Here is a 24,054-nt window from a genome sequence, read left to right on the forward strand (position 1 = left end):
AAAGAGAGAATGACGAACCTGCCGCTCTCCGACGAGCTGATCGCCGAAGCCAACGCGCGCGAGATCGAGGCGCTGGAAGAAGACTATGCGGCGCTGGGCCGCAAGCTGGCGCGCAGCAGCGTTGCCATCGACGCGATCAGGGACCGCGTTGCCGGTTTCTCGGTCGCGGTGCCGACGTGGGGCGCCGGGCGGGGCGGTACGCGCTTCTCCAAGTTCCCGATCGCAGGTGAGCCTACGAATATTCACGAGAAGCTGGAGGACTGTGCGGTCATCAACCAGCTCAGCCGTATTACGCCGCGCGTGAGCCCGCATTTCCCCTGGGACAAGGTTAGCGATTATAAGGCTTTGCGAGATGAAGCTGCGAGCCTGGGTTTGGGTTTTGACGTGGTCAATTCGAATACCTTCCAGGATCAGCCGGGCCAGGTGCAGACCTATGCCACCGGCTCGCTCTCCTCGACCGTCGAGGCGACGCGCCAGCAGGCGGTCGAGCATAACATCGAGTGCATCGAGATCGGCGTAGAGCTCGGTGCGCGGGATCTCACCGTCTGGGTCGGCGACGGCACCAATTTTCCCGGCCAGCAGGATTTCACCCGCTCGCTCGACCGTTATCTCGAAGCGGCTGCCCAGGTTTATGCCGCGCTTCCAGATGGTTGGCGCATGCTCCTCGAGCACAAGATGTTCGAGCCGGCGTTCTATTCCTCGGTGATCTCGGACTGGGGCAGCTCGATCCTCTCTGCCCAGGAACTGGGGCCCAAGGCCAAGTGCCTCGTCGATCTAGGGCACCACGCGCCAAATACCAACATCGAGCAGATCGTCGCCCGGCTGCATCGCTTCGGCAAGCTCGGCGGCTTCCATTTCAATGACAGCAAGTACGGCGACGACGATCTCGATTCTGGCTCGATCAACCCGCACCAGCTGTTCCTGGTATTTAACGAATTGGTCGAGGCGGAGCAGCATCCGCGCGACAATTTCGATCCGGCCTATATGATCGACCAGTCGCACAATGTGACCGATCCGATCGAGTCCATGCTGTCCTCGGCCGAGGCGATCGCAGGGAGCTTCGCCAAGGCGCTGCTGGTCGATCGTGAGGCGCTGCATGCGGCGCAGGACGCCAACGACACGATGATGGCGTTCCAGGCGCTGCGCCGGGCCTACACGATCGACGTCGGCCCGATCCTGGCCAAGGCGCGCCTCGAAGCGGGCGGCGCGATCGACGTGCTCGGCACCTACCGCGAGAGCCGCTGGCGCGAACGCAAGGCGCAGAAGCGCAAGCCCGTGGGGCTGGGCGCCGGGATCGTCTGAGCAGAATTTCGGAAAAAGGGGATGAGGATGATTGTGAGGAACCTGCGCGCCGGCCTGGCCTGCGCCACTGCCTTGAGCGGCCTCGGTCTGGACGTGGTCACGGTCTCGGCCCAGGAAGCTGCGCCGGCGGCTGCTACCGCCCGCGCATCCACTCCCTCCCTCGAAGACCAGTTCCGCGATCCGCCTAACAGTGCCCGCCCGCGCGTCTGGTGGCACTGGATGAACGGGAACATCACCAAGGACGGCATCGCCAAGGACATGGCCTGGATGAAGCGCATCGGAATCGGCGGGCTGCAGAACTTCGACGCCAACCTGATGACGCAGCAGATCGTCAAGGATCGGCTGGTCTATATGACGCCTGCCTGGAAGGACGCCTTCCGCTTCACCGCGAGCGAGGCCGACCGGCTCGGCCTGGAACTGGCAATCGCCGCCTCGCCGGGCTGGTCTGAAACCGGCGGGCCCTGGGTCAAGCCCGAGGACGGGCTCAAGAAGCTGGTCTGGAGCGAGACCGAAGTGGTCGGCGGAAAACGCTTCGTGGGCACGCTGTCGCCCCCGCCCACGGTGACCGGGCCGTTCCAGTCGCTGCCCAAACAAGGCGGCGCTGGCGAGATGATGCAAGGCATCGAGCGCAAGGTGCCCGACGCGACCCACTACGCCGATGTCGCCGTGCTGGCCTATCCGATCAGCGGCAAACCGGCACCGGTGCCGACGGTACACGACGGCGCCGGCAAGCAGCTCGACGCAAGTTTGCTGGCCGACGCCGACATTGCCGCTGGCGTGACCCTGACGCAGCAGAAGGACGGTCCTGCCCCGTCGATCGTCCTCGAATACGCCAAGCCGCGAACCGTCCAGGCCGCCAGCGTCTTCGTCAAGGGCGCAGCGGTGATGTTCTTCGGCGCGCTCTACACCGCGCGGCTCGAAGCGAGCGACGATGGGAAGGCCTGGCGGACGGTCTCGGATATCCCGTTGGGCCTGGTGCCCAGCACCTTCGCTTTCGCGCCGGTCACGGCACGGCAATTCCGCATCGCCTTCGCGCCGGTGAAATCGGGCGGAATCAATCTCGGTCAACCCGCGCCGGGTATTGCGATGGATATTCGTGCGGGTTTTGCGGGAACCGGTTTACAGCCGTTGCAGGTCAACGACTTCCGCCTGTTCGATACGCCGCGGATCGACCGCTACGAGACCAAGGCCGGCTTCGAACTGGCGCAGGATTACTACGGGCTGGCAACGTCGGCGCCCGATTCCGCCGGGGTCGCGCCGGCGGCGGTGATCGACCTGACTTCGCGGCTCAAGTCCGACGGCACGCTGGATTGGACGCCGCCGAAGGGCAATTGGCGCGTGCTGCGCCTCGGCTATTCGCTGCTCGGCACGACCAACCACCCGGCACCGGCCGAAGCCACCGGGCTCGAGGTCGACAAGTTCGACGGCGCCGCAGTGCGCCGCTATCTCGAGCACTACATCGGCATGTACAAGGATGCCGCCGGACCGGACATGGTCGGCGACAAGGGCGTCCGTGCGATCCTGACCGACAGCATAGAAGTCGGCGCGGCGAACTGGACGCCGCAGATGGTCGCGCAGTTCAAGCGGCTGCGCGGCTACGACCCGACGCCGTGGCTGCCGGCGCTGACCGGCAAGGTCATCGGCTCGCGCGTGCAAAGCGACGAGTTTCTCTATGATTACCGCCGCACGCTGGCCGACCTGATGGCCAGCGAGCACTACGGCACTGTCGCCAAGGTCGCGCACGAGAACGGCCTCAAGGTCTATGGCGAGGCGTTGGAGGACCATCGGCCTTCGCTCGGCGACGACATGGCGATGCGCAGCCATGCCGATGTGCCGATGGCGGCGATGTGGACCCATTCGCGCGAGCAGGGGCCCAAGCTGACTTATCTCGCGGATATCAAGGGCGCGGCATCGGTAGCGCATATCTACGGCCAGAATCTCGTCGCAGCGGAATCCATGACCGCGTCGATGAACCCGTGGAACTATGGGCCGGGCGATCTCAAACGGGTGATCGACCTGGAATTCGTCCAGGGCGTCAACCGTCCGGTGGTCCACACCTCGGTCCATCAGCCGGTCGACGACAAGCTGCCTGGCCTCTCGCTGTTCATCTTCGGCCAGTATTTCAACCGGCACGAGACCTGGGCCGAGTTGGCGAAGCCGTGGGTCGATTACATGGCGCGCAATTCGCTGATGTTGCAGCAGGGGCGCAACGTGGCCGACGTCGGCTATTTCTATGGCGAAGAGGCGCCGCTGACCGGGCTCTATGGCGACAAGGCCGTGGCCGATGCGCCCAAGGCTTACGCCTATGACTTCGTAAACGCCGATGCGCTGACCGGCGTCCTGGCGAACGATGGTTCGGACCTGGTCGCTCCGGGCGGTGCCCGCTATCGCACGCTCTATCTCGGCGGATCGTCGCGCAAGATGACCTTGGGAACTTTGCGCAAGCTGGCGGCCCTGGTCGAAGGCGGCGCGATCGTCGTGGGCATGAAGCCCGAAGGCGATCCGGGGCTTTCGGGCAATCGTGCCGAATATGCGGCGCTGACCGCCAGGCTCTGGGCCGGCGGCGAGGAAACCCAGGTCGGCAAAGGCCGGGTGATCGCTTCCTGCGACATCGAAGCGGCGTTGGGCAAAATCGGCGTCGCGCCCGATTTCCGCTTCGATAGTGGCCAGGCCGACAGCAAGATTCCCTTCGTCCACCGCAAGCTGGTCGATGGGGACAGCTATTTCCTGGTCAACCAGCAGAACCGCACCGAGACGATCGAGGCCCGCTTCCGCGTCACCGGCAAGGCGCCCGAACTGTGGCACGCCGAGACCGGCCTGTCCGAGCCGGTCAGCTATCGTACCGAAGGCGGCGAGACCGTCGTGCCGCTGACCCTGCTGGCCGACGAATCCGTCCATGTCGTCTTCCGCAAAGCCGCCGTCGCGCCGTCGTTGATGTTCAAGAAGCTGGTGCCTTCTGAGATCGGCAAGGTCGACGGACCCTGGCAGGTCGTTTTCCAGGCCAACCGCGGTGCGCCGGCGAAGGCGACTTTCGCCCAACTCGCGCCGCTCGACGAGAGTGCCGATCCGGGGATCAAGTACTTCTCCGGCATCGCGACCTACTCGAAGGACTTCGTCACGCCCAAGGGCTGGAAGCGCGGCGATCCGTTGTGGATCGATCTGGGTGAGGCAAAGGAAGTCGCCGAGGTTTCGGTCAACGGCAAGCTCGCCGGCTCTGCCTGGCACGCGCCCTATCGCGTCGATATCGGCGCGGCGGCGAAGCCGGGCAGGAACGCGCTGCAGGTTCGGGTCGCCAACCTCTGGGTCAACCGTCTGATCGGTGATGCTCAGCCCGGTGTGACCAGCAAGATCACCTGGACCGCGCTGCCGACCTATAAGGCAAACGCGCCGCTGCGCCGCTCGGGCTTGATCGGGCCGGTGACGCTGCTCGGCCAGCAAAAGTAAGGGAGGGGCCCTAGGGCTGTGCGATCGTGCGCAGCCTTAGGCTGGCCGACGCGATGCCACCCGGCGCGAGCATGGCGGGCTGGGCGCAGCAGCGGATGTCTTCGCCTGGCGCGGTGAGGCCGGTGATCGCGAGGTTGTCCGACGGTTCGAGCACCAGCGTCAGCGCGTGCTCGCGCCAGCGCATTTCGAGCGGGCGGTTGCAGGGTACCGCAGCACGCCGGCCGCCGGCCGATAGCGCCTGAACGCCTAGCGCGGCCGGCATGGCATCCGCGCCGAGATTGACGAGACTGACGGTGACGATCAGCCCATGTCGGTCGAGGATGAAGGTCTGGCTGGCGACGAAGGGTGCACCCTCCTCGGTGGCGCAACGGCTGTCGAGCAATGTCGCCGCACTGGGCGTGGAGGTGACGACCGACCATTCGCCGAGCCACTCTAGAACCGGCAAAGGATCGGCCCCCAACCAGACCCGGCTTCGGCGGGCTGCGGGTGCATCTTCGCCCACCCCGAGCGAGAACGGAACAAGCGGGCGCTGGGGCGCGTCGAGGATGTCCGGACCGCAGACCGGCCGCATCAGCGGCTCGCCGCGCCAATCGAAAGCCAGCACCGCGCCGCCGCGCTCGGGGGCGAGCGTCAGCGCATAGTCGCCGGCCGCGAGCCGCAGCATCAGAACCGGGCCACGAGGTTCTCGAGCCATTCCTGGCGGCCCGAGCGCGGCTCCGGCCCGCGGTTGCTGTGGATGGCGATGTCGGCGACCGAGGCCAGCGTCGCATCCGGTGCGTGGATCGCGTGGCCGAACTCGCCTTGCCAGCCGGAATAGCGCTCGGCGCGGAACCGATCGAGCTGGCCGTCCTCGACGATCGCGGCGGCGCGTAGCAGTGCCCGCGCGATCGTGTCGATCCCGCCGATGTGGCCGTGGAACAGATCCGCCGCGTCGATCGACTGGCGCCGCACCTTGGCATCGAAGTTGAAGCCCCCCGTGGTGAGGCCACCGGCGCGGAGCACTTCCAGCATGGCCAGCGTCAGTTCCTCGACCGAGTTGGGGAATTGGTCGGTATCCCAGCCGTTCTGCGGATCGCCGCGGTTGGCGTCGATCGAGCCGAAAATGCCGAGCGCCCGGGCCATGGCAATCTCATGCTCGAAGGTATGGCCCGAAAGCGTCGCGTGGTTGGCCTCGATGTTTACCTTGACCTCGTTCTCCAGCCCGAAGCGGCGCAGGAAACCGAAGACGGTCTGGGTATCGAAATCGTATTGGTGCTTGGTCGGCTCGTGCGGCTTGGGCTCGATCAGGATCGTGCCTTTGAAGCCGATGCGGTGCTTGTGATCGACCACGAGGCTGAGGAACCGGCCGAAGTTCTCCTGCTCGATGCCGATCTCGGTATTGAGGATCGTGTCGTAGCCCTCGCGGCCGCCCCAGAGCACATAGTTGGAGCCGCCCAGCCGATGCGTCGCGTCGAGGCAATCGCGCACCTGCATCGCGGCCCAGGCATAGACTTCCGGGTCCGGATTTGTCGCAGCGCCCGCCATGTAGCGCGGATGGCTGAACAGATTGGCGGTTCCCCAGAGCAGCTTGCGGTCGTGCCGCTCCTGCAGTTCTTCCAGATGGTCGACGGCTTCCGCGAAGCTTGCGCGGAATGCGGTGGCGTCTCCAGCGTCGGCCATGACGTCGACATCGTGGAAGCAGTAGAACGGCACGTCCAGCTTCTCGACGAAGGCTAGAGCGGCCTCACGCTTGGCGCGCGCCCGCTCCGCATCGTTGGGCCCGGCGTGCCAGGGCCGGTAGAATGTGCCAGCGCCGAACACGTCGCTGCCCGGCCAGCAGAAGGTATGCCAGAAGCATACGGCAAAGCGCAGGTGATCTTCCATACGCTTGCCGAGAACGAGCCGATCCTTGTCATACCAGCGATAGGCCAGGTGGTTCTGGCTGTCCGGCCCCTCGAAGCGAATGGTGTCGAACGGGGCGAAGTAGTCGGCGGACATCGATTTCCTTTCAGAGCGCGCGGACGACGGAAGAGGCCGCGCGGAATCGGGTAAGTTTGGGGGCGAGGCGTTCGGCCAGCACGGAGTCGGGCTCGATGACATGCGAGACGGGCGGGCGGACGCAGACTTGCGCGGGTGCGGCGCCAGTGACGGCGATCTGCGCGAGACGCGCGGCGCCGAGCGCGGGGCCGACCTCGCCGCCTTCGAGATAGACGAGCCGGACACCGAGTGCCGCGGCCAGGATTCTGCCCCAATGGTGCGAGCGCGAGCCGCCGCCGATCACGGCCAGTTCCTCGATATGCGTGCCTGCCTCGCGCAGGGCGTCGAGGCCGTCGGCATGGGCGAACGCGACGCCTTCAAGCACGGCAGCGGCTAGGCGGCCTCTGTCGGTCTCGTTGTCGAGCTTCAGGAATGCGCCGCGCACGTGCGGGTCATTGTACGGGGTGCGCTCGCCCGACAGGTAAGGCAGGAACAGTTCCGGCCCCACGGCCACGCCGGCGCGTTCGGCTTCGGTAAACAGCATGCCAGGGCCGTCGAGCCCGGTGATGCTAGCGGCCCAGTCGATGCAGGCCGCGGCGGACAGGTGGACCGCCATCTGGTGCCACATGTCGGGCAGGCAGTGGCAGAAGGCGTGGACTGCGCGCGCCGGATTCGGACGGAAATCGTGCGTCGCGACGAAAATCACGCCCGATGTGCCGAGCGACAGCAGCGCATCGCCGTCGCCGATCACGCCGACACCGGCCGCGCCGGCAGCATTGTCGCCGCCGCCCGCCGCGACAGGTACCTGCGCCATGCCCCAGGCGGCGGCGGCGTCGGGGCGCAGTGTGCCAGTGACGGTGCTGCCTTCGAACAGGCGCGGCATCTGCGCCCGCGTCAGCCCGCTCGCCGCAAGCATCGCGTCGCTCCACTCGCGCGCCGCGACATCGAGCCAGAGCGTGCCGGCGCTGTCGGCCATGTCCGAGGCCTTGTCGCCGGTCATCCGCAGCCGGACGTAGTCCTTGGGCAGCAGCACCGTGCGAAGCTTGTCGAGCAGGGCCGGCTCGTGCTTGCGGATCCAGGCCAGCTTCGGTGCGGTGAAGCCGGGCATGGCGATATTGCCCGTGATCGCACGCAGCCGAGGTTCGGCCACTTCCAGTTCCCCGCACTCTGCGAAGCTGCGACCGTCGTTCCACAGGATCGCAGGTCGCAGGGGGCGGTCGTCATCGCCGAGCAGCGTCGCGCCGTGCATCTGGCCGGCGAGGCCGATGCCGGCAACCTGCGCGCGCGTCTCGGCGGGGAGGGCAAGCACGGCCGCTTCGGTGGCAGCCCACCAATCGTCCGGCTCCTGCTCCGACCATAGAGGGTGGGGCCGAGACACCGCGAGCGGCGCGGATCGCTGCTCGTGCAGTTCGCCGTCGTCGCCCAGCGCTACGACTTTCACGCCCGAGGTGCCCACGTCGATTCCGAGGAACATCGATTCTTTCGCTCTCCCTGCGAAAGCAAAGATAGCGCTAACATAACCACAAGCGCAAGCCCTTGCTTTGAGCCGGACCGGCGCATAGGCAAAAGCGATGAACGAGATTGCCAAGGTTCCACGGAGAAAGCGCCGGGCGCAGAGCGCACCAACCGTCGCCGATGTCGCACGTGCGGCCGGCGTATCTTCGATGACCGTCTCGCGCGTGATCAACGGCGAGGCGAACGTCGTCGAGGCGACGCGCCAAAAGGTCCGTGATGCGGTTCGTTTGCTCGGCTACGTGCCCAATCCGGCGGCGCGCAGCCTTGCCGGCGGTCGGCAATGCCGGATTGCCCTGCTCCACAGCAATCCCAGCGCGGCCTACCTCAGCGAGTTCCTGGTCGGCACGCTGGAAGAGGCGAGTGCCACCGACGCGCAATTGGTGGTCGAGCGCTGCGACGGCTCCGAAAGCGCCGAGGTGCTCGTGTCGCGGCTAAAGGCGCACCGCATCGACGCCGTGCTGCTGCCTCCGCCGCTCTGCGACGACAATGCGCTGTGTGAAGCCTTGCGCGCGCGCGCCATGCCGATGGTCCAGATCGCCACTGGCCGCCCGGTCGATTTTGCCCATGCTGTGACGATCGACGACGAAGGAGCGGCGCATGCCATGACCCGCCACCTGATCGGACGCGGACACCGGCGCATCGGTTTCATATCGGGGAATGCCAATCAGACGGCCAGTCACTCGAGGCGCCGCGGCTACGAACGCGCGCTGGAAGAGGCCGGCATTGCTGCCGATCCGGAACTTATTGTCGAAGGCGACTTCACTTACCGTAGCGGTCTTGCCGCGGCGGAAGTCCTCCTCGCGCGGGAGCCGAGGCCTTCGGCGATATTCGCCAGTAACGACGACATGGCCGCGGCCGCGTCAGCCGCCGCGCATCGCAACCGGTTGGAGGTGCCGCGCGACATCTCGATCGTCGGTTACGACGATACGCCGATCGCGACGACCGTCTGGCCCGAGCTCACCACGATCCGCCAGCCGATCCAGGAGATGGCTCGGCTCGGCACACGTCTGCTGATCGAGGCCGTGCAAAACAGGCGATCGGGCGAGGGGCTGGCGGTGCGCCACGAGCGCCTGGACTTTGAATTCGTGGCCCGAGCCTCGGATGCGGAGCGGGCCTAGGGCGATAGATATATCTGCTCGAGCACCATGGCCGCAGCGCCTCTGGCATAGTTGGTGTCGTTCATGATCTTGAAGGTGACGCGATCGGGATCGCGCAGCACGGGCAGCGTGTCGCGATGCAACGCCTCGAAAAACGGGTCGGACAGGAGTGCGATCAGCGCCGGACTCTTGGTGAGCACCGCGATCCGCGCAGGGTCCTGCATGTTGACGTGGTTGGCCATCGCGCGACCGAGATAGCGCGCAGCCTGATCGAACAGGGCGAGTATTGCGGCTTCGCCGGCCATGGCCCGCTCGGCAAGTTCGGCGAACCTTCTGCGCAAAGAAGGCAGGGATGGGGTCTCCTCGCCCGCCAACTCGGCAGCCTGGAATACAATGGCACTCATCGAGCTATATGCCTGCAGGCAACCCTCAGCACCGCAGTGACAGCGCCTGCCGCCTTCGGGCACAACCTTGGTGTGGCCCATCTCGGCTTCGACGCCGTGGCTACCGATGAGCAATTGGCCTTGTTGGTAACGCGCGCCGCCGAGGCCGAGATCGACCAGCACAAGCGTGAAATCGTCGACGCCGGCGTCGTCGCCAAACCAGTGTTCAGCGCGCGCCAGCAGGTTGACGTTGTTGTCCACCCGCGTCGGGATGCCCAGATCGCGCTCTACCGCATGGGCGAAGGGGAAGGGCAATCCTCCGAAAGTCTCGAAGAACTTGATGATGCCAGCGCGGCTTTCAACGATTGCGGGGAGGCCGATGCCGATCTGGGCAATGCGATCGCGCGCAACGGGGCTGGCCGCGATGGCCTGCGCGATGAGTTGGGCGAACTGCTTTGCCAGCATCGCCGGATCTGACGTGGGTATGTAAGATGCGACATGGGCCGGACCTATGGGCTTTCCGCGCAGATCGACGATTTCCGTTATGAGGTGGGCGTCGTCGTTCATGGTCGCGCCTGCGACGAAAGCGCCTTCCGGATTGATCCGAAGATTGACGCGCGGGCGTCCGCGGTGGGGGAGGGTACGCGCTCTTCGATCACGAGGCCGCGCTCGACCAGATCGCGGACGATCGCGGTGATCGTGCCCCCGTTCAAGCCCGACAGCTCGGCCAGATCGGTGCGTGAAACGGGTTCGGCCGCCCGCAGCGCCTTGAGCACCGAGAGACGATTGTAGGCTTGATCGGACATTCGCATGCGCGCCTGTCTTCCAGACTTGGGCGCGTCCAACAAGGCGGCACATGTATTATTTTATACGGTAAAATAAATTTGACAGCAGAAGCAGGTCGAATTATCCGGTGATTGCAAGCCGCTTGAGGGAGCGGAGCGAGACCACCCGGCAAGCCGTCTCGAAGGTAAAACTGAGACAGTTGCGTTTTGGTTATGGTAGCGCTATCAATACAAAGCGATCATATTCGATCTAATTAAGTCAAGAATGATGGCGGATGCGATCCGCTCAGAGGATGCATTTTCAGGGAGGCAATCATGTCGAGTTCGTTTGCGCGTGCGTTTCGTGTTTCCACGATCGTGGGGATTTCCGCTCTCGCCTTGATGCCAGGGCTGGCTGTGGCGCAGGACGAAGGTTCCGGCGACGAGAACGGCAAGGAGATTGTCGTCACCGGCACACTGATCCGTGGCATCGCCCCCGTCGGTTCAAACACCATCGCGATCGGGCAGTCCAAGATCGAGGAAACCGCCTCGCTCACCTCGAACGAGTTGTTGGCGACGATCCCGCAGGTCACGAACTACTTCAACAACGTTCCGGCGGCCGATCTCGCGATCGCGGTGAACCAGTTCCAGGTGTCGCGCCCGAACATCCGCAGGATCTCGCCCAACAATGCGTCGAGCTCGGGCACGCTGATCCTGATCGACGGGCATCGAATCGCTTCGGCCGGCGTCTCGCAGGCTTCGACTGATCCCGACGTCATTCCGACCGGCGCGATCGAGCGCGTCGACGTGGCGACCGAGGGCGGTTCGGCCACTTACGGCAGCGACGCGGTCGCGGGCACGATCAACTTCGTCACCCGCAAGCGGTTCGATGGGCTCAAGGTCGATGCCCACTACGGCATTGCGGACGATTACTGGCAGTGGGACGCCAGCGCGACTGCGGGCAAGGACTGGGGTTCGGGCTCGCTCTGGGTGTCCTACACCTATACCAAGAACCGCCCGCTGTTCGGTGGCGACCGCGATTTCATCCACCGGCTGAACTACTCGGCCGCCCCGGTCAACGGCGTCTATCCTGGCCGAAGCGCCCAGTGTGCGGTGCCCAACATCAATATCGCCACCAGCCTGCCGCCCCCGCTTCCTGGCGGTGTGCAATCGCAGACGACCTATCCCTACAAGCCAGGGGCAACCGGTGCGACTCTTGTGGCCGGCGTGCCAAATAGCTGTGACGAGTTGACGAATACGGCGATCGTTCCCGCGGCGGAACGTCACGGCGTGATGGCCGGGCTCTACCAGGAGTTGGACGATTCCACTACTATAACGGCGCGCGCCTTCTTCAGCCGGCGTTCTACCCTCGGAACCGCGCCGAGCCTCGGTACGATCACCATGAGCACGAGCAATCCCTTCGCCATAACGCCGGCGGGCGCGCGTCTCGGGCCGGGTGCGGTCTGCAGTCCGCAGATCCCGTTCGCTATCTGCAATGCGAGCGAAACAGTCGATTTCAGTTTTTCGCCGCTGCTGGGCAATGCCAGCAAGCAGCAGAAGACGCTGCTCGAGGAATGGGGCGCCAATGCCGAGCTGACCAAGAAGCTGGGCGAAAATTGGGAAGTGCGCGGCCTGTTCAACTATAGCCGCAGCAATTCCGGCTTCGAGCTGATCGATGCCAATACCACGCGGCTCAACGCTGCCGGCGCCGGCACGACCGCGGCGACCGCGTTCAATCCGTTCAATCTCGCACAGACCAATCCCGCGGTGATCGCCTCGATCATGAACAACGAGATCGCCGGCCAGGCCAAGGACGAATTGCTCGACCTGCGCCTGATAGCCGACGGCAAGCTGTTCGAGCTGCCGGGCGGCGACGTACGGATGGCGATCGGTGCTGAATACATGCATGATGGCTTCAGCAAGCGGTACCAGACCGACATTGCCATCGGCGCACTGAGCGGCTTCCCGTTCGTCAACTACGGCCGCAACGTCAAATCGGTGTTCGGCGAACTCAACCTGCCGATCATCGGCGGGAATGGGCCGTCGCTCGTGATCTCGGCCGCGGGCCGGTACGACGACTACAGCGATTTCGGACACACCTTCAATCCGAAGCTGGGTGCCACTTTCAAGCCGGTCGACTGGCTGTCGCTGCGCGGCAACTGGGGGACTTCGTTCACCGCGCCTACGCCGCTCGATCAGCTGGGATCGCTGGCGAACACGATCAATGCGTTCCCGTTCGTCGCTTTCACCAAGCCCGGCGACACCACGGCACCGGGATCCTACACGATCGCGCTCCAGGGTTCTGCGCCCAACCTTCAGCCGCAGAAGGCCGATACCTGGTCGGTCGGTTTCGATGCCGATCTGCCGTTCGTCCCTGGCCTCAAGACGAGCCTCAGCTACTATCGCGTGATCTTCAAGGACATCCTCTCGACGCCGGTAGTGAACTCGCAGATCTTTACCAACTTCGGCAGCAACATCACCACGAACGTCGCGGGCCTCAGCGCAGCCCAGCTCAATGCTTTTGCCGCGCTGGCGCCCAACGGCCATGCCGTGATCGATCCGCTGATCGGTACGCGGACCGTCTATGAGACCGTGGATTTCCGCACCAACAACTATGGCACGCTGAAAGTCGGCGGTCTCGACGGTTCGGTGAACTACGCGACTGCGACCAATTTCGGCGGTGTCGATTTTGCCCTGAACGTCAACTACCAGTTGGAGCGCAAGTCGCAGGTCACGCCCACCGCGGCGGTTGTCGATCTGTTGGCCAAGGACGATGGGCCGAAGCTGTTCCTGCAGGCCAGCACGGGCATCAACATCGGTGGTCTGCGCGCGCAGGTCACATGGAACCACAGCGGCGGCTATGACATCACGCCGACCGCCAGCGTACCCGTGCAGAACCACATCGGCGCGTTCAACGTGTTCAACCTGTTCTTCAAATACGAAGTGAAGAGCGATGCGACGATGTTCAAGGACCTGAGCTTCACGCTGAACGTCAACAACGTGTTCGATCAGGATCCGCCGGTCTCCTTCCTCACCGGTCCCGCAGACAACGGCTATGCCAACGGCTTCACGCTGGGCCGCATGTTCGTTCTGGGCGTGTCGAAGAAGTTCTAAATCAAGCCTCGGGCCGCCATGTCGTAAAGAGCATGGCGGCCCTGCATATTTCGGGAGAAGTAAGGATGCTGCGTCGCTCGCGCGTGCTGGCAAAGGGGCTGGCTTTGTCTTTGGCGGTGGGCTTGGCCGCGCCGGCGGTGCAGGCTGCCGATCCGGCGCCTGCCACGGCCACCACGTCCGCGCCGACGCTCTATTCGCCGGATAGCGATCCCTATTTCGCCCAGCCCTATGTCGACATCGACGAATGGCGCGATGCGCCGGTCCGTCACCGGTACGTCCACGGCGGTTTCAAGGGCACCGATACGAAGTTCTCGTTCTATTTCCCGCCCAAGGCGCAGTACCAGGGGCGCTTCTTCCAGCACATCACCCCGGCGCCGGACAGCGAGAACCTGGCCCAGCTGGTGCCCGCGGGCGAGTTCAACAAGATCGGCTCGTCGATCGCCGCCGGCGCCTATTTCGTCGAGACCAACGGCGGCGGCAAGATCGACCTCGCCAAGGGTTCGCTGGCGCTCTCCGATCCGATGATCACGGCCTACAAGGCAAACGCGGCGGCCGCGGCCTATTCGCGCAAGGTTGCGCTCGAGATGTACGGCGGCAAGCGGCCCTATGGCTATGCCTATGGCGGTAGCGGCGGCGCTTACCGCACGATAGGCTCGATCGAGAACACGCATGGCGTCTGGGACGGCGTGGTGCCCTATGTGGTCGGCTCGACCATGGCGATCCCGAACATGTTCACCGTGCGCATGCAGGCGCTGCGCGTGCTGCGCGACAAGTTCCCGCAGATCATCGATGCCGAAGAGCCCGGCGGCAGCGGCGATCCCTATGCCGGCCTTACACCCTACGAAGCCTCGGTCCTGCACGAGATCGAGCAGATGGGTTTCCCGATGAAGAGCTGGTTCGGCTACAAGACCATGGGGCTGCACGGCTTCGCCGCGCTCTATGGCGGCGTCGCCATGGCCGATCCCACCTATTTCAGCGATTTCTGGACCAAGCCCGGCTATCTCGGCCACGACCACCCCGAGTACTTCACCAAGGATCGCATCCAGTTCAAGACGACGGTCGGCGCGCCGATCACCGCGGCGGAAGCGGCCCGGCTGGGGCTCAGCACCAATCCCTTCGAGCAGAAGAACCGGGGCGGGGTGGATACCGCTTTCAAGGGAACGCCCGATGAGGCGAACAAGGTCGTCGGCTTCCGGCTGAACACTCCGCCGCCGCCGGTCTATTTCCTCGGCGGCGAGCTCGTCGTCTCGAGCGGGGCGGCGAAGGGCAAGCGGCTGATGCTGCTCAATCTTTCCGGCGATTCCGTGCTGCTGGGCTTCGCCGATCCGACCGCCGTGGCGCAGGTCGAGGCCGGGGATGAGGTTACGGTCGACAATTCGAACTTCCTGGCGATGGAGACCTATCATCGCCACCAGGTACCGGGACCGGAATTCACCGTCTGGGACCAGTTCCGCAAGCCCGATGGCACGCCGATCTATCCGCAGCGGCCGATGCTGCTGGGGCCGATCTTCACCAAATCGACCGCGGGATCGCTCCAGACCGGCGTTTTCGAGGGCAAGATGATCGTCGCCGCTTCGCTCTGGGATCGCGAGGCGATGCCCTGGCAGGCCGACTGGTATCGCGAGCGGGTGAAAGCCCATCTCGGCGCGAAGACCGACGAGAACTTCCGTCTCTGGTACAGCGACCACGCGCTGCACGGCGACGAGCCGACCAGCGAGGCGGCGAGCCGGATCGTCACCTATGTGCCCGTCCTGCAGCAGGCGCTGATTGACCTCGCGGCCTGGGTGGAGAAGGGCGTCGCGCCGCCGGCTTCGAGCGTCTACCGGATCGACAAGGGGCAGGTCGTTCCTGCCTCGACCGCGGCGCAGCGGCGCGGAATTCAGCCGGTGGTGACGCTCAGGGTCAACGGATCGGACAAGGTGGAGGTCGCTGCCGGGCAGGCGGTGTCGTTCACCGGCACGATCGACGTGCCGCCGGGAGCGGGATCGGTCGTGGCGGCGGAGTGGGACTTCGAGGGGACGGGCAACTTTGCCGAGACCTCGGCAGTGCCGCGCGGCGCAAAGCGGGCGACGGTCATCATCACGCATCGCTTCGACAAGCCGGGCACCTATTTTACGGGGCTGCGCGGCGTGTCGCAACGGCAAGGCGACCGCGCGACACCCTATACGCGCATCCGCAATCTGGACCGCGTTCGTGTCATCGTGAAGTGACGGCCAATGCGACACCTGCTTGCCGACCAGTTGCACCAAGCCCACCAATAAGCGCGACATAGCGTCATTACGCCGGTTGCGTACGGCCTGGCTTCGAGCTAACGATCTAATTCAACCAAAAACGATCTTAAAAGATCAAATCGGGATGATGGATGCAGGAAGCCGTTGCCCTGGCCGGGGTCGTCGAGACCGAGCCCGCCAAGACCGGATCGCCGATGCGCGATTCCATCCTCGCGGGCCTCGCGAACTACATCGACGCGGGGTCGATCGTCGCTGGCTCAGCGGCCCTGGCCTTGTGGGCCGAGCTCTATGCGATGAGCCCGACGATGATCGGCCTGATCGGCGCGTTCAGCGCCAATGCGATCTCGGCTGGCGTCGGCGCGCTGATCGGCGGCGTGCTCTGCGACCGGTTCGGGCGCAAGCGCATCTACCAGTACGACATGCTGTTCTACGCCTTCGGCATGGGCTGGCTGACTTTCGCCGTTGCGCCGTGGATGATCGTGCTGGGCTTCGTCCTCGTCGGCCTCGCGGTGGGCGCAGATATCCCGGCTTCGTGGTCGCTGATCGCCGAGCTGGCGCCCCAGCGCGAGCGGGCGCGGTATAGCGGCATCGCCCAGATGCTCTGGTATCTGGGGCCGGTCGTCGTGCTAACGCTGGGGCTGCTGCTCGCGCCTTTCGGCCTGCTCGGCATCCGCCTGATCTTCGCGCACCTGTTGGTCCTGTCGCTGGTATTGACCCTGGCGCGGTCGCGGATGCGCGAGTCCCGTTACTGGGAAGCGGCGAAGGCGGCCGAGGATCATGTTGCCAGGGCCGACTGGCGCCAGCTGCTCCAGCCCAAGTACCTGAAGTCCATGCTGTTCCTCATCGGCATGTACGGCTTCTGGAACCTCTGGGCCGGGACCAACGGCTTCTTCTTCCCCTATATCCTGCGCACCGTCGGCGGGCAGAGCCAGCAGGCGAGCGTTGCCTTGCAGGCGCTGACTTTCGCCCTCGGCATGGCGTCGATCTGGTTCGTCTTCATGAAGCTGTCGGACCGGGTGAACCAGCGTGCGCTGTTCCTCGTCTCGGCGCTGATGCAGGTCGGCGGCATGACCTTGCTGGCGGTTCTGCCGCTGACCGGGCCGGTCGCCGCGGTCCATGTCGTCGTCATGGCCGTGGCGATGGGCTTCGGAGCGCAATCGTTCTTCCAGCTCTGGAGCGCCGAACTGTTCCCCACGCTGTTGCGCAGTACGGCGCAGGGCGTGACTTTCGCGGTGGTGCGGATCGGGCTGGGCGTGTTCAGCTTCTTCGTGCCGCTGCTCACCGCGACGGGCTTTCACATGCTGGCTTGGATACTCGTCGGGTTCTTGCTAGTTAGCGCTATCATAGGATGGCTCGGCGCGCCACGTAACGAAGGCAAGAGCCTTGAAGAGATAGAGGCCGAGCGCGCCTGACGGCCACGAAAGGGAGAGATAGCATGAGGATATTAGCCGGCCTGGTACTGGCCGCTACGTTGACCGCAGGAATCGCGCAGCCTGCCATTGCCGCCAATGCCTCGGCGCGACCGGTCACGGATTGCCCTCTGCGCGACGCGCCGTTCTCGATCGATTCGCCGTTGGTCGACATCATGCTGAGCCCCGCCGCCAAGGCCGTGCTCGACAAGGCTGCGCCGGAGCGCTTCAGCAAGCTGCCACCGCGCTTCGCCGGCACGACGCCGCCGACATTCGCGGCGATCATCACTCCGCGGGAGGGCACTGCAATGGCGGGTATCAAGCCAGATGCACTGCCGGCTATCGACGCCGAACTGCGCGCGCTGCCCGTCACTGCCGCCGACAAGGTCGCGCGCTGCGCCCGCTACGACAACGACGTGCCGCGCTTCGACCTGCCCGCAGGCAAGCCGCACCTGCTGTTGTTCGAGAAGATCAACGGCTTCAAGGACGAGCCCTCGGTCAATGCCGCCCACGCCGCTTTTCTCGCCATGGCCGAGCGCAAGGGCTGGGCGATCGCGGTCACCGACAAGGCCGGCGCGTTCAACCCGGCGACGCTGCGCCGGTTCGACGCGGTGATCTGGAACAATATCAGCGGCGACGTGCTCAGCCTGTCCCAGCGCCGCGCTTTCCAGGGCTGGCTTGAGCAGGGCGGGGCCTACATCGGCGTGCACGGCTCGGCCGGCGATCCCGCCTATTTCTGGGACTGGTACGCCGACAAGCTGCTCGGCGCGCGGTTCCTGGCGCACCCGATGGCGCCGCAGTTCCAGAACGCGCGCGTGGTGGTCGACAAGACCCATCCGATCTCGCAGACGTTGCCCGCCGAATGGACGATGAACGACGAGTGGTACTCGTTCAAGACCAACCCCCGCGCCGCCGGCGCCAAGGTGATCGCGACGCTCGACGAGAGCACCTACAAGCCCGTCGGCATGATGAACATCGACTTGCGGATGGGCGACCACCCGATCGCCTGGACCAACTGCATCGGCAAGGGCCGCATGTTCTACTCCGCGATCGGCCACCGCCCCGAGACCTATTCGGAGCCGCACTATGTCGCGATGCTGGAGACGGCAATCGACTGGGCAGCGGTGTCGGGGAAGAACGCCTGCCCGGCGAAGCGCTGAGATTGGATTGACAGGACTCGCCCTGTCCGAATAGGTGGTCTGACCAATTTGAGGGAGGGCCATTGTGGGCAAGCATATTCTCTTGGCGTCGGCGCTTGTCTGCGCGCCGCTGCTCCCCGTGCTTGCTCAGGCGCCCGCTACTTCGGTGCATGCGCCCGCGCAGTCCGCCCGCTCTGTCCTGCCGCTCGCCGACGGCTGGAGCTTCCAATATGGCGTCGAAGGCGATGGCCCTGTGGCACCCGGGTTCGACGACAACGGGTGGGAACGCGTCTCGGTCCCGCATAGCTGGAACCGCATCGGCGAATATGCGCTGACGCGTTCGGGCCAGCACAACCAGCAGGGCATAGGCTGGTATCGCCGCACCGTGGACTCACCGGCGGCGGCCAAGGGACAGCGCCAGTATCTGGACTTCGCCGCGGTCGGCAAGATCGCCGACGTCTGGGTCAACGGCGTCCATATCGGCCAGCACAAGGGCGCATTCGCGCGCTTCCGCTTCGACGTGACCGCGCAGTGGAGGCCCGGCGCCGCCAACCTGATCGTCGTGCGCGCTGATAATTCCAAGCCTGCAGTCGGCAGTTCGACCGAGGACGTGATCCCGCTCTCGGGCGACTTCTTTCTGCATGGCGGCATCTACCGCGAGGTCTCGCTGGTCACCGCGGACGAGGTGGGGATCGACCTGCTCGATCACGGCGGCCCGGGCGTCTATGCGCGGACCTCCGAAGTGACCGAGGGCCAGGCTTTCGTCGAGGTCGTCACGCGGCTGCGCAACAACGGCAGCCGGCCGCGCAGGCTGACGGTCGTGACGAGGATCGCCGACGCCGCCGGGGCGGAAGTCTCTTCGCGCTCGCTGGTCATACCGGTCAAGGCCGGCGCGACGGCTCAGGCCGTGCCGACGCTCAACGTGTTGAAGCCGCACCTGTGGAACGGCCGCGCCGATCCCTATCTCTATTCGGTCACCGCGGAAGTCTGGGACGGTAAGCGGCTGGTCGACCGCGTCACCCAGCCGCTCGGCATCCGCACCTTCCGCTTCGATCCGAACGAGGGCTTCTTCCTCAACGGCCAGTACCTCAAGCTCCACGGCGTCTCGCGCCACCAGGACCGGCCCGACAAGGGCTGGGCGCTGACCGCGGCCGATCATGCCGAGGACATGGCGATGATCGCCGAGATGGGTGCCAACACGATCCGTCAGGCGCACTACCAGCACGCCGACCAGTGGACCGAGGAAGCCGACAGGGCCGGCATGGTCGTCTGGGCCGAGTTGCCCTACATCACCACGCCTTCGTTGCGCGGCGGGCAGGGCTCGCCGGCGCTCTGGGCCAATGCCGAGGAGCAGCTGCGCGAGTTGATCCGCCAGGACTACAACCACCCCTCGATCATGATGTGGTCGATCGGCAACGAAGTCGATTCGGCCAAGGGTTTCGGCATCAAGGGCGATCCGCCCAAGCCGCTGGCGCTACTCCAGCATCTCGCCAAGGTGGCCAAGGAAGAGGATCCGAAGCGGCCGACGACTTTCGCCGACTGCTGCGAGGATCTGGGCATGATGCAGACCGCCGGCGAGCAGCTTGCGGGCACGGCGGACCTGATCGGCTACAACCGTTATTTCGGCTGGTACATGCCGCAGCCCTTGAAGGCGCGCCCGCAGCTCGGCGCGCAGATGGACCGGTTCCATGCCAAGCATCCCATGCTGCCGATCTCGATTTCCGAATACGGCGCTGGTGGCGCCACCAGCCAGCACAGCGACAACATCACGGCCGGCTTCCTCAACTTCATGGGCCGCCCACAGCCCGAAGAGTTCGAGAGCTTCGTCCACGAGGAGAACTGGCCCGCGATCCGCGAACGCAAGTTCATCTTCGCGAGCTGGGCGTGGAACATGTTCGACTTCGCCAGCGACCTGCGCGACGAGGGCGACAGCGTCGATCTCAACACCAAGGGGCTCGTCACCGCCGATCGCAAGATCAGGAAGGACGCCTTCTACTATTACCAGGCGCAGTGGACCGATAAGCCGATGATCCACCTCACCGGCACGCGCTATGCCGAGCGCGCCTATCCGACGATGGAGGTCAAGGCCTACAGCAATGCCCCGCGCGCCAGCCTAACGGTCAACGGGCAGGCGCTGGGCGAAGTGGCCTGCGAAGACCGCATCTGCCGCTGGCCTGATGTCGCCTTGCGAGCGGGGCCGAACGAAGCAGTGGTGAGTGCGTCGACCGGGCCGAGCGACCGCGCGACCTGGACCGGGCCGGATGCGGCAAAGGGCCTGTTCGTCGAGGCGGGCGACATCGCCGGTCACGTCGTCGGTGGCAAGCGCTTCGGTTCGGACAACTTCGTCACCGGCGGCGCGCCCATGTTGCTCAACATGGGCGGCTTCGGCGGCCAGCGGCTCGGCCCGCCGCGCCAGGTCCAGGCGCAGAACCCGGCGCTCTACGACTATTGGCGTGAGGGTAACGCCTTCAGCTATGCCTTGCCCTTGCCGAACGGGAAATGGACGGTGACGATCCACACCTTCGAGCCGCGCCCCGCGACCGATCCGGTGACGATGACGGTTACGGCGAACGGCGCGGTGGCGGTGAAAGCGCTCAACGTGAAGGAAGCTGCCGGCGGCGCGCTCAAGGGCATTTCGCGCAGCTTCCCGGTGAGGGTGAAGGACGGCGTGCTGCGGTTAGATTTCGCCGGGCAGGGCGGCCGTGCCGTGGTCGCCGCGATCGAGGTGACCAAGTGAGCCTGCGCCGCCGCGAGGTTCTGCGCGGCGGCGCGGCGCTGGCGCTGTTGGGATCGGCGGCGCCTGTGGCCGGACGGAGCAAGGCGCCGCTCGGCCTTGCCGACATCACCGTCCTCAAGGAACTGAACCGCGACTATGCCGGCACGCTCAGAGCTGCGGCTGCGCTCGGCTACACCCATTTCGGCTTCCGCCTCGCGTCCTATGGCGGCGGCAATGAACCTTCGCCGCAGGACAAGGCGAAGATGGTGCGCGATGCCGGTCTAGAAGTCGGCGTCGTCCGCTTCCCGCCCGTGCGCGCCGACCACGATCGGCTGATCGCCGAAGCGGCCGGGATCGGGGCCAAGGTCATCGCGATGAGCGCGGCACCGCCGTTCATCTCGCGCCAGCTCGGCGTGGCGACGCGCGCGTCGTTCGAGGCCTGGCTGCCCGAACTGGTTGCGCTCGGTGCCAAGTGCCGCGCGGCCGGGCTGATTTTCGCCTATCATAACCACTGGTGGGACGTGATACCGCTCGAGGGCGGGGAAACGCCGCTCGACATCATCCTGCGGAGCACATCGCCGACCGATGTAGCGATCGAGCTCGATCTCGCCTGGGCCTGGTACGGCGGCGTCGCGCCGCTCGACCTGCTCGCTCGGCTGGGGCCGCGGGTGGCGTCGATGCATTTGAAGGATATCGACCGCCAGCTCGGCAAGAGCACCACCGATCATGCCGTGGTGATCGGCGCGGGCGAGATGGACTACGCTGCGCTGCTGCCGCGCATCCGCCGCCTGACCACGGCGGTTGGCTATATCGAAGTGGATTCGCCACCCGACGGACTGGCTGCGGCAGCGGCCGGCGCGCGGTTCTTCCGCGAACATCGCTGATGCGTCCGGTCAAGCACCTGCGCTGGTGGATCATCGGCCTCGTAACCTTGGGGACGGTGCTGAACTACCTGGCGCGCTCGACACTGTCGGTGGCGGCGCCGACGCTCCAGGCCGAATTCCACATGTCGACCGAGCAGTACAGCTGGGTCGTGCTGGCTTTCCAGGCTAGCTACACGGTGATGCAGACCGTGGCCGGCTCGGTGCTCGATGCGCTCGGCACCCGGCTCGGTTTCTTCCTCTTCGCGGTAGGCTGGGCGCTGGCCAACATGGCCCATGCCTTCGCAACCGGATGGCCGAGTCTCGCGCTGTTTCGCGGGCTGCTTGGCGCGACCGAAGCGGCGGCGATTCCGGCCGGAGCGAAGACCGTCTCCGAATGGTTTCCCCCGCGCGAGCGGCCGCTGGCGACGAGCGCCTTCCAGATGGGCACCAGCCTGGGTAATATGGTCGCGCCGCCGCTGGTCGCTTTCTGCATCCTCTGGTGGGGCTGGCAGGAGGCTTTCCTGATTACCGGGGCGCTGAGCCTTGTCTGGGCCGCGCTCTGGTGGTTCGGTTTCCGCAGCCCGGCCCAGCACCCGCGCCTGTCGGCCGAGGAACGTACCTACATCGAAGCCGGCCGCGCGGAGGACGATCTCGGCGGCAAGCCGGCGACCCGCGCGGCCGTGCTGAAATCGCGCGGTTTCTGGGCCATCGCCGTGCCGCGGTTCCTTGCCGAACCGGCCTGGCAGACGTTCAACTTCTTCATCCCGCTCTATCTCGTCGCGGTGTGGAAGCTCGACCTCAAATCGATCGCGCTTTGGGCCTGGCTGCCGTTCCTGGCGGCAGATTTCGGCTCGCTGGCGGCGGGGTTGGTGCCTCCGGTGCTGATGAAGCGCGGCGCTTCACTGGTCACCTCGCGCAAGGTGACGATGACCTTGGGGGCGATCTGCATGATCGGGCCGGCCTGTATCGGCCTCGCGGGATCGCCGGGCGCCGCCATCGCGCTGTTCTGTGTCGGCGGCTTCGCACACCAGATGCTCAACGGGGCGCTGGTGACTCTGGGCACGGACCTGTTCGACAGCCAGACCGTGGCGACCGCGACGGGCATGGCCGGCAGCGCGGCGTGGATCGGCGGCATGCTGTTTACTTTCGCGATCGGCAGGAGCGCCGACGTGTTCGGTTATAACCCGCTGTTCGTGGCGCTGGCGGCGCTCGACCTGCTGGCGGCGGCCGTGCTCTGGAGCCTGCTCAGGACCCGGCCGGCGGAATCGCCCCGGGACGCATGATCGTCCAGCCGGCGAGCGCATGGCCGGCCCTGGCGGACTCGTCGATCGATAGGCCGTTCAGGCGGGCGGAGAGATAGCCGGCGTTGAAGGCATCGCCGGCGCCGCTGGTGTCGATCGGGGATAGAACGCGCTCAGGTTCGATGACGTTGCCATCAGGTAGAAGCGCCCCTTCCGCGCCCAATTTGACCAGGGTTTCGCGGCATCCGAGACGATGCCAATCGGCTGCCACTTCGCACGCATCGTTCGCATTGCTCAGTGCCGTTTCGTCTTCGAGCGTCGGCAGGCCGATGTCGGCAACGGCGATCGCGGCATTGCGGGTAGCGAGAGCCTCTTCCTGGCTTGCCCAAAGACGGGGCCGGTAGTTGCCGTCGAAGGCGACTTTGCGCGCCCGTTCGGTCAGCGCGAGCAGGTGGTCGCGTCCTTCGGGCGGCAGGATCGCCAGGGTGATCAGCGAGAAGTAGAGCAGATCCGCCTCAGAAGCCTCTGCGCTCGCCGCCTCGCTGCCCTCCAGCGCGAACATTTCGCGCGCCGCGCTGGTGTCGCGCCAGTAGGTGAAGCTGCGTTCGCCCGCCGCGTCGGTGTCGATCGCGTAGAGCCCGGCGTGGCGTGTCGGATGGGTCAGGACCAGCGAAGTATCGAGCCCCTCCGCTGTCCACTTGGCCTTCATCTCCTGGCTGAACGGATCAGCGCCCAACGCGGTCAGGTAGGCGACGTCATGGCCCAGCCGCACCAGATGGATCGCGGTGTTGAGCGTGTCGCCGCCATAGCCGAGCTGCCAGTCGTCGCCCCGGCGCGACAGTTCGAGCATGCCTTCGCCGACGCAGACGATGCGGGCCAT

The 24,054-nt window shown here is 65.6% G+C and carries 16 protein-coding genes; 10 read left to right on the forward strand and 6 right to left on the reverse strand.

The features are described from left to right. Positions 1–9: 9 nt before the first annotated feature. A complete protein-coding gene (locus KRR38_RS03180) occupies positions 10–1,302 on the forward strand; it encodes a TIM barrel protein (protein WP_217398555.1) in 1,293 nt (430 codons plus the stop codon). A gap of 27 nt (positions 1,303–1,329) precedes the next feature. Beyond that, positions 1,330–4,746, forward strand: a complete 3,417-nt coding sequence (locus KRR38_RS03185) for a glycosyl hydrolase (protein ID WP_217398557.1) — start codon at positions 1,330–1,332, stop codon at positions 4,744–4,746. Between the two features lie 10 nt (positions 4,747–4,756). Here KRR38_RS03185 and KRR38_RS03190 read toward each other — a convergent pair whose 3' ends face one another. From KRR38_RS03190 to xylB, 3 genes are read right to left on the reverse strand one after another with little or no spacing between them, the layout of a single operon-like run. Next, positions 4,757–5,410: a hypothetical protein gene (locus tag KRR38_RS03190; protein WP_217398559.1), complete on the reverse strand. Its 654-nt coding sequence runs from the start codon at positions 5,408–5,410 to the stop codon at positions 4,757–4,759. Continuing rightward, positions 5,410–6,723 carry a xylose isomerase gene (gene xylA, locus KRR38_RS03195; protein WP_217398561.1) on the reverse strand — a complete coding sequence of 438 codons (1,314 nt, stop codon included), beginning with the start codon at positions 6,721–6,723 and terminating at the stop codon, positions 5,410–5,412. Before xylA ends, KRR38_RS03190 begins: the two co-directional genes overlap by 1 nt. 10 nt (positions 6,724–6,733) lie before the next feature. Continuing rightward, positions 6,734–8,176: a xylulokinase gene (gene xylB, locus KRR38_RS03200; protein ID WP_217398563.1), complete on the reverse strand. Its 1,443-nt coding sequence runs from the start codon at positions 8,174–8,176 to the stop codon at positions 6,734–6,736. Between the two features lie 97 nt (positions 8,177–8,273). On the opposite strand from xylB, the gene KRR38_RS03205 reads away from it, so the two are divergent. After that, on the forward strand, positions 8,274–9,335 hold the full coding sequence (locus tag KRR38_RS03205) for a LacI family DNA-binding transcriptional regulator (protein WP_217398565.1): 1,062 nt from the start codon (positions 8,274–8,276) through the stop codon (positions 9,333–9,335). Here KRR38_RS03205 and KRR38_RS03210 read toward each other — a convergent pair. Both KRR38_RS03210 and KRR38_RS03215 read right to left on the reverse strand, forming a co-directional pair. Then, positions 9,332–10,264 carry an ROK family protein gene (locus KRR38_RS03210; protein ID WP_217398567.1) on the reverse strand — a complete coding sequence of 311 codons (933 nt, stop codon included), beginning with the start codon at positions 10,262–10,264 and terminating at the stop codon, positions 9,332–9,334. The two genes, KRR38_RS03205 and KRR38_RS03210, sit on opposite strands and share 4 nt — an antisense overlap. Then, positions 10,261–10,503, reverse strand: coding sequence for a helix-turn-helix domain-containing protein (locus tag KRR38_RS03215; protein WP_217398570.1), 243 nt, complete (start codon positions 10,501–10,503; stop codon positions 10,261–10,263). Before KRR38_RS03215 ends, KRR38_RS03210 begins: the two co-directional genes overlap by 4 nt. A gap of 294 nt (positions 10,504–10,797) precedes the next feature. Between KRR38_RS03215 and KRR38_RS03220 the strand changes: the two genes are divergently transcribed. The 7 genes from KRR38_RS03220 (at position 10,798) to KRR38_RS03250 (ending at position 23,216) form a co-directional block, all read left to right on the forward strand. Then, a complete protein-coding gene (locus KRR38_RS03220) occupies positions 10,798–13,575 on the forward strand; it encodes a TonB-dependent receptor domain-containing protein (protein WP_217398572.1) in 2,778 nt (925 codons plus the stop codon). A gap of 65 nt (positions 13,576–13,640) precedes the next feature. Continuing rightward, positions 13,641–15,785 (forward strand): PKD domain-containing protein, encoded by a 2,145-nt coding sequence (locus KRR38_RS03225; protein WP_217398575.1) that lies wholly within the window; start codon positions 13,641–13,643, stop codon positions 15,783–15,785. A gap of 152 nt (positions 15,786–15,937) precedes the next feature. Then, positions 15,938–17,218, forward strand: a complete 1,281-nt coding sequence (locus KRR38_RS03230; RefSeq protein ID WP_217398577.1) for an MFS transporter — start codon at positions 15,938–15,940, stop codon at positions 17,216–17,218. A gap of 23 nt (positions 17,219–17,241) precedes the next feature. Beyond that, positions 17,242–18,375 (forward strand): ThuA domain-containing protein, encoded by a 1,134-nt coding sequence (locus KRR38_RS03235; RefSeq protein ID WP_217398579.1) that lies wholly within the window; start codon positions 17,242–17,244, stop codon positions 18,373–18,375. 82 nt (positions 18,376–18,457) lie between these two features. Continuing rightward, positions 18,458–21,091 (forward strand): glycoside hydrolase family 2 TIM barrel-domain containing protein, encoded by a 2,634-nt coding sequence (locus KRR38_RS03240; RefSeq protein WP_254514625.1) that lies wholly within the window; start codon positions 18,458–18,460, stop codon positions 21,089–21,091. Further along, complete coding sequence (locus KRR38_RS03245) at positions 21,088–21,954, forward strand: sugar phosphate isomerase/epimerase (protein WP_217398581.1); 867 nt, start codon at positions 21,088–21,090, stop codon at positions 21,952–21,954. Before KRR38_RS03240 ends, KRR38_RS03245 begins: the two co-directional genes overlap by 4 nt. Next, complete coding sequence (locus KRR38_RS03250) at positions 21,954–23,216, forward strand: MFS transporter (RefSeq protein WP_217398583.1); 1,263 nt, start codon at positions 21,954–21,956, stop codon at positions 23,214–23,216. Before KRR38_RS03245 ends, KRR38_RS03250 begins: the two co-directional genes overlap by 1 nt. Here the strand turns inward: KRR38_RS03250 and KRR38_RS03255 are convergent. Continuing rightward, positions 23,179–24,054 (reverse strand): sugar kinase, encoded by an 876-nt coding sequence (locus KRR38_RS03255; protein WP_217398585.1) that lies wholly within the window; start codon positions 24,052–24,054, stop codon positions 23,179–23,181. The genes KRR38_RS03250 and KRR38_RS03255 overlap by 38 nt on opposite strands.

Source organism: Novosphingobium sp. G106, from assembly GCF_019075875.1.
Taxonomy (GTDB): domain Bacteria; phylum Pseudomonadota; class Alphaproteobacteria; order Sphingomonadales; family Sphingomonadaceae; genus Novosphingobium.

Bases quoted from the DNA above. Each gene is read 5' to 3' on its own strand.
- KRR38_RS03215 (WP_217398570.1), bottom strand. From the start codon at position 10,503: ATGTCCGATCAAGCCTACAATCGTCTCTCGGTGCTCAAGGCGCTGCGG.
- KRR38_RS03235 (WP_217398579.1), top strand. From the start codon at position 17,242: ATGAGGATATTAGCCGGCCTGGTACTGGCCGCTACGTTGACCGCAGGA.
- xylB (WP_217398563.1), bottom strand. From the start codon at position 8,176: ATGTTCCTCGGAATCGACGTGGGCACCTCGGGCGTGAAAGTCGTAGCG.
- KRR38_RS03220 (WP_217398572.1), top strand. From the start codon at position 10,798: ATGTCGAGTTCGTTTGCGCGTGCGTTTCGTGTTTCCACGATCGTGGGG.
- KRR38_RS03205 (WP_217398565.1), top strand. From the start codon at position 8,274: ATGAACGAGATTGCCAAGGTTCCACGGAGAAAGCGCCGGGCGCAGAGC.
- KRR38_RS03190 (WP_217398559.1), bottom strand. From the start codon at position 5,410: ATGCTGCGGCTCGCGGCCGGCGACTATGCGCTGACGCTCGCCCCCGAG.
- KRR38_RS03210 (WP_217398567.1), bottom strand. From the start codon at position 10,264: ATGAACGACGACGCCCACCTCATAACGGAAATCGTCGATCTGCGCGGA.
- KRR38_RS03180 (WP_217398555.1), top strand. From the start codon at position 10: ATGACGAACCTGCCGCTCTCCGACGAGCTGATCGCCGAAGCCAACGCG.
- KRR38_RS03185 (WP_217398557.1), top strand. From the start codon at position 1,330: ATGATTGTGAGGAACCTGCGCGCCGGCCTGGCCTGCGCCACTGCCTTG.
- KRR38_RS03230 (WP_217398577.1), top strand. From the start codon at position 15,938: ATGCAGGAAGCCGTTGCCCTGGCCGGGGTCGTCGAGACCGAGCCCGCC.
- KRR38_RS03250 (WP_217398583.1), top strand. From the start codon at position 21,954: ATGCGTCCGGTCAAGCACCTGCGCTGGTGGATCATCGGCCTCGTAACC.
- KRR38_RS03225 (WP_217398575.1), top strand. From the start codon at position 13,641: ATGCTGCGTCGCTCGCGCGTGCTGGCAAAGGGGCTGGCTTTGTCTTTG.
- KRR38_RS03255 (WP_217398585.1), bottom strand. From the start codon at position 24,054: ATGGCCCGCATCGTCTGCGTCGGCGAAGGCATGCTCGAACTGTCGCGC.
- xylA (WP_217398561.1), bottom strand. From the start codon at position 6,723: ATGTCCGCCGACTACTTCGCCCCGTTCGACACCATTCGCTTCGAGGGG.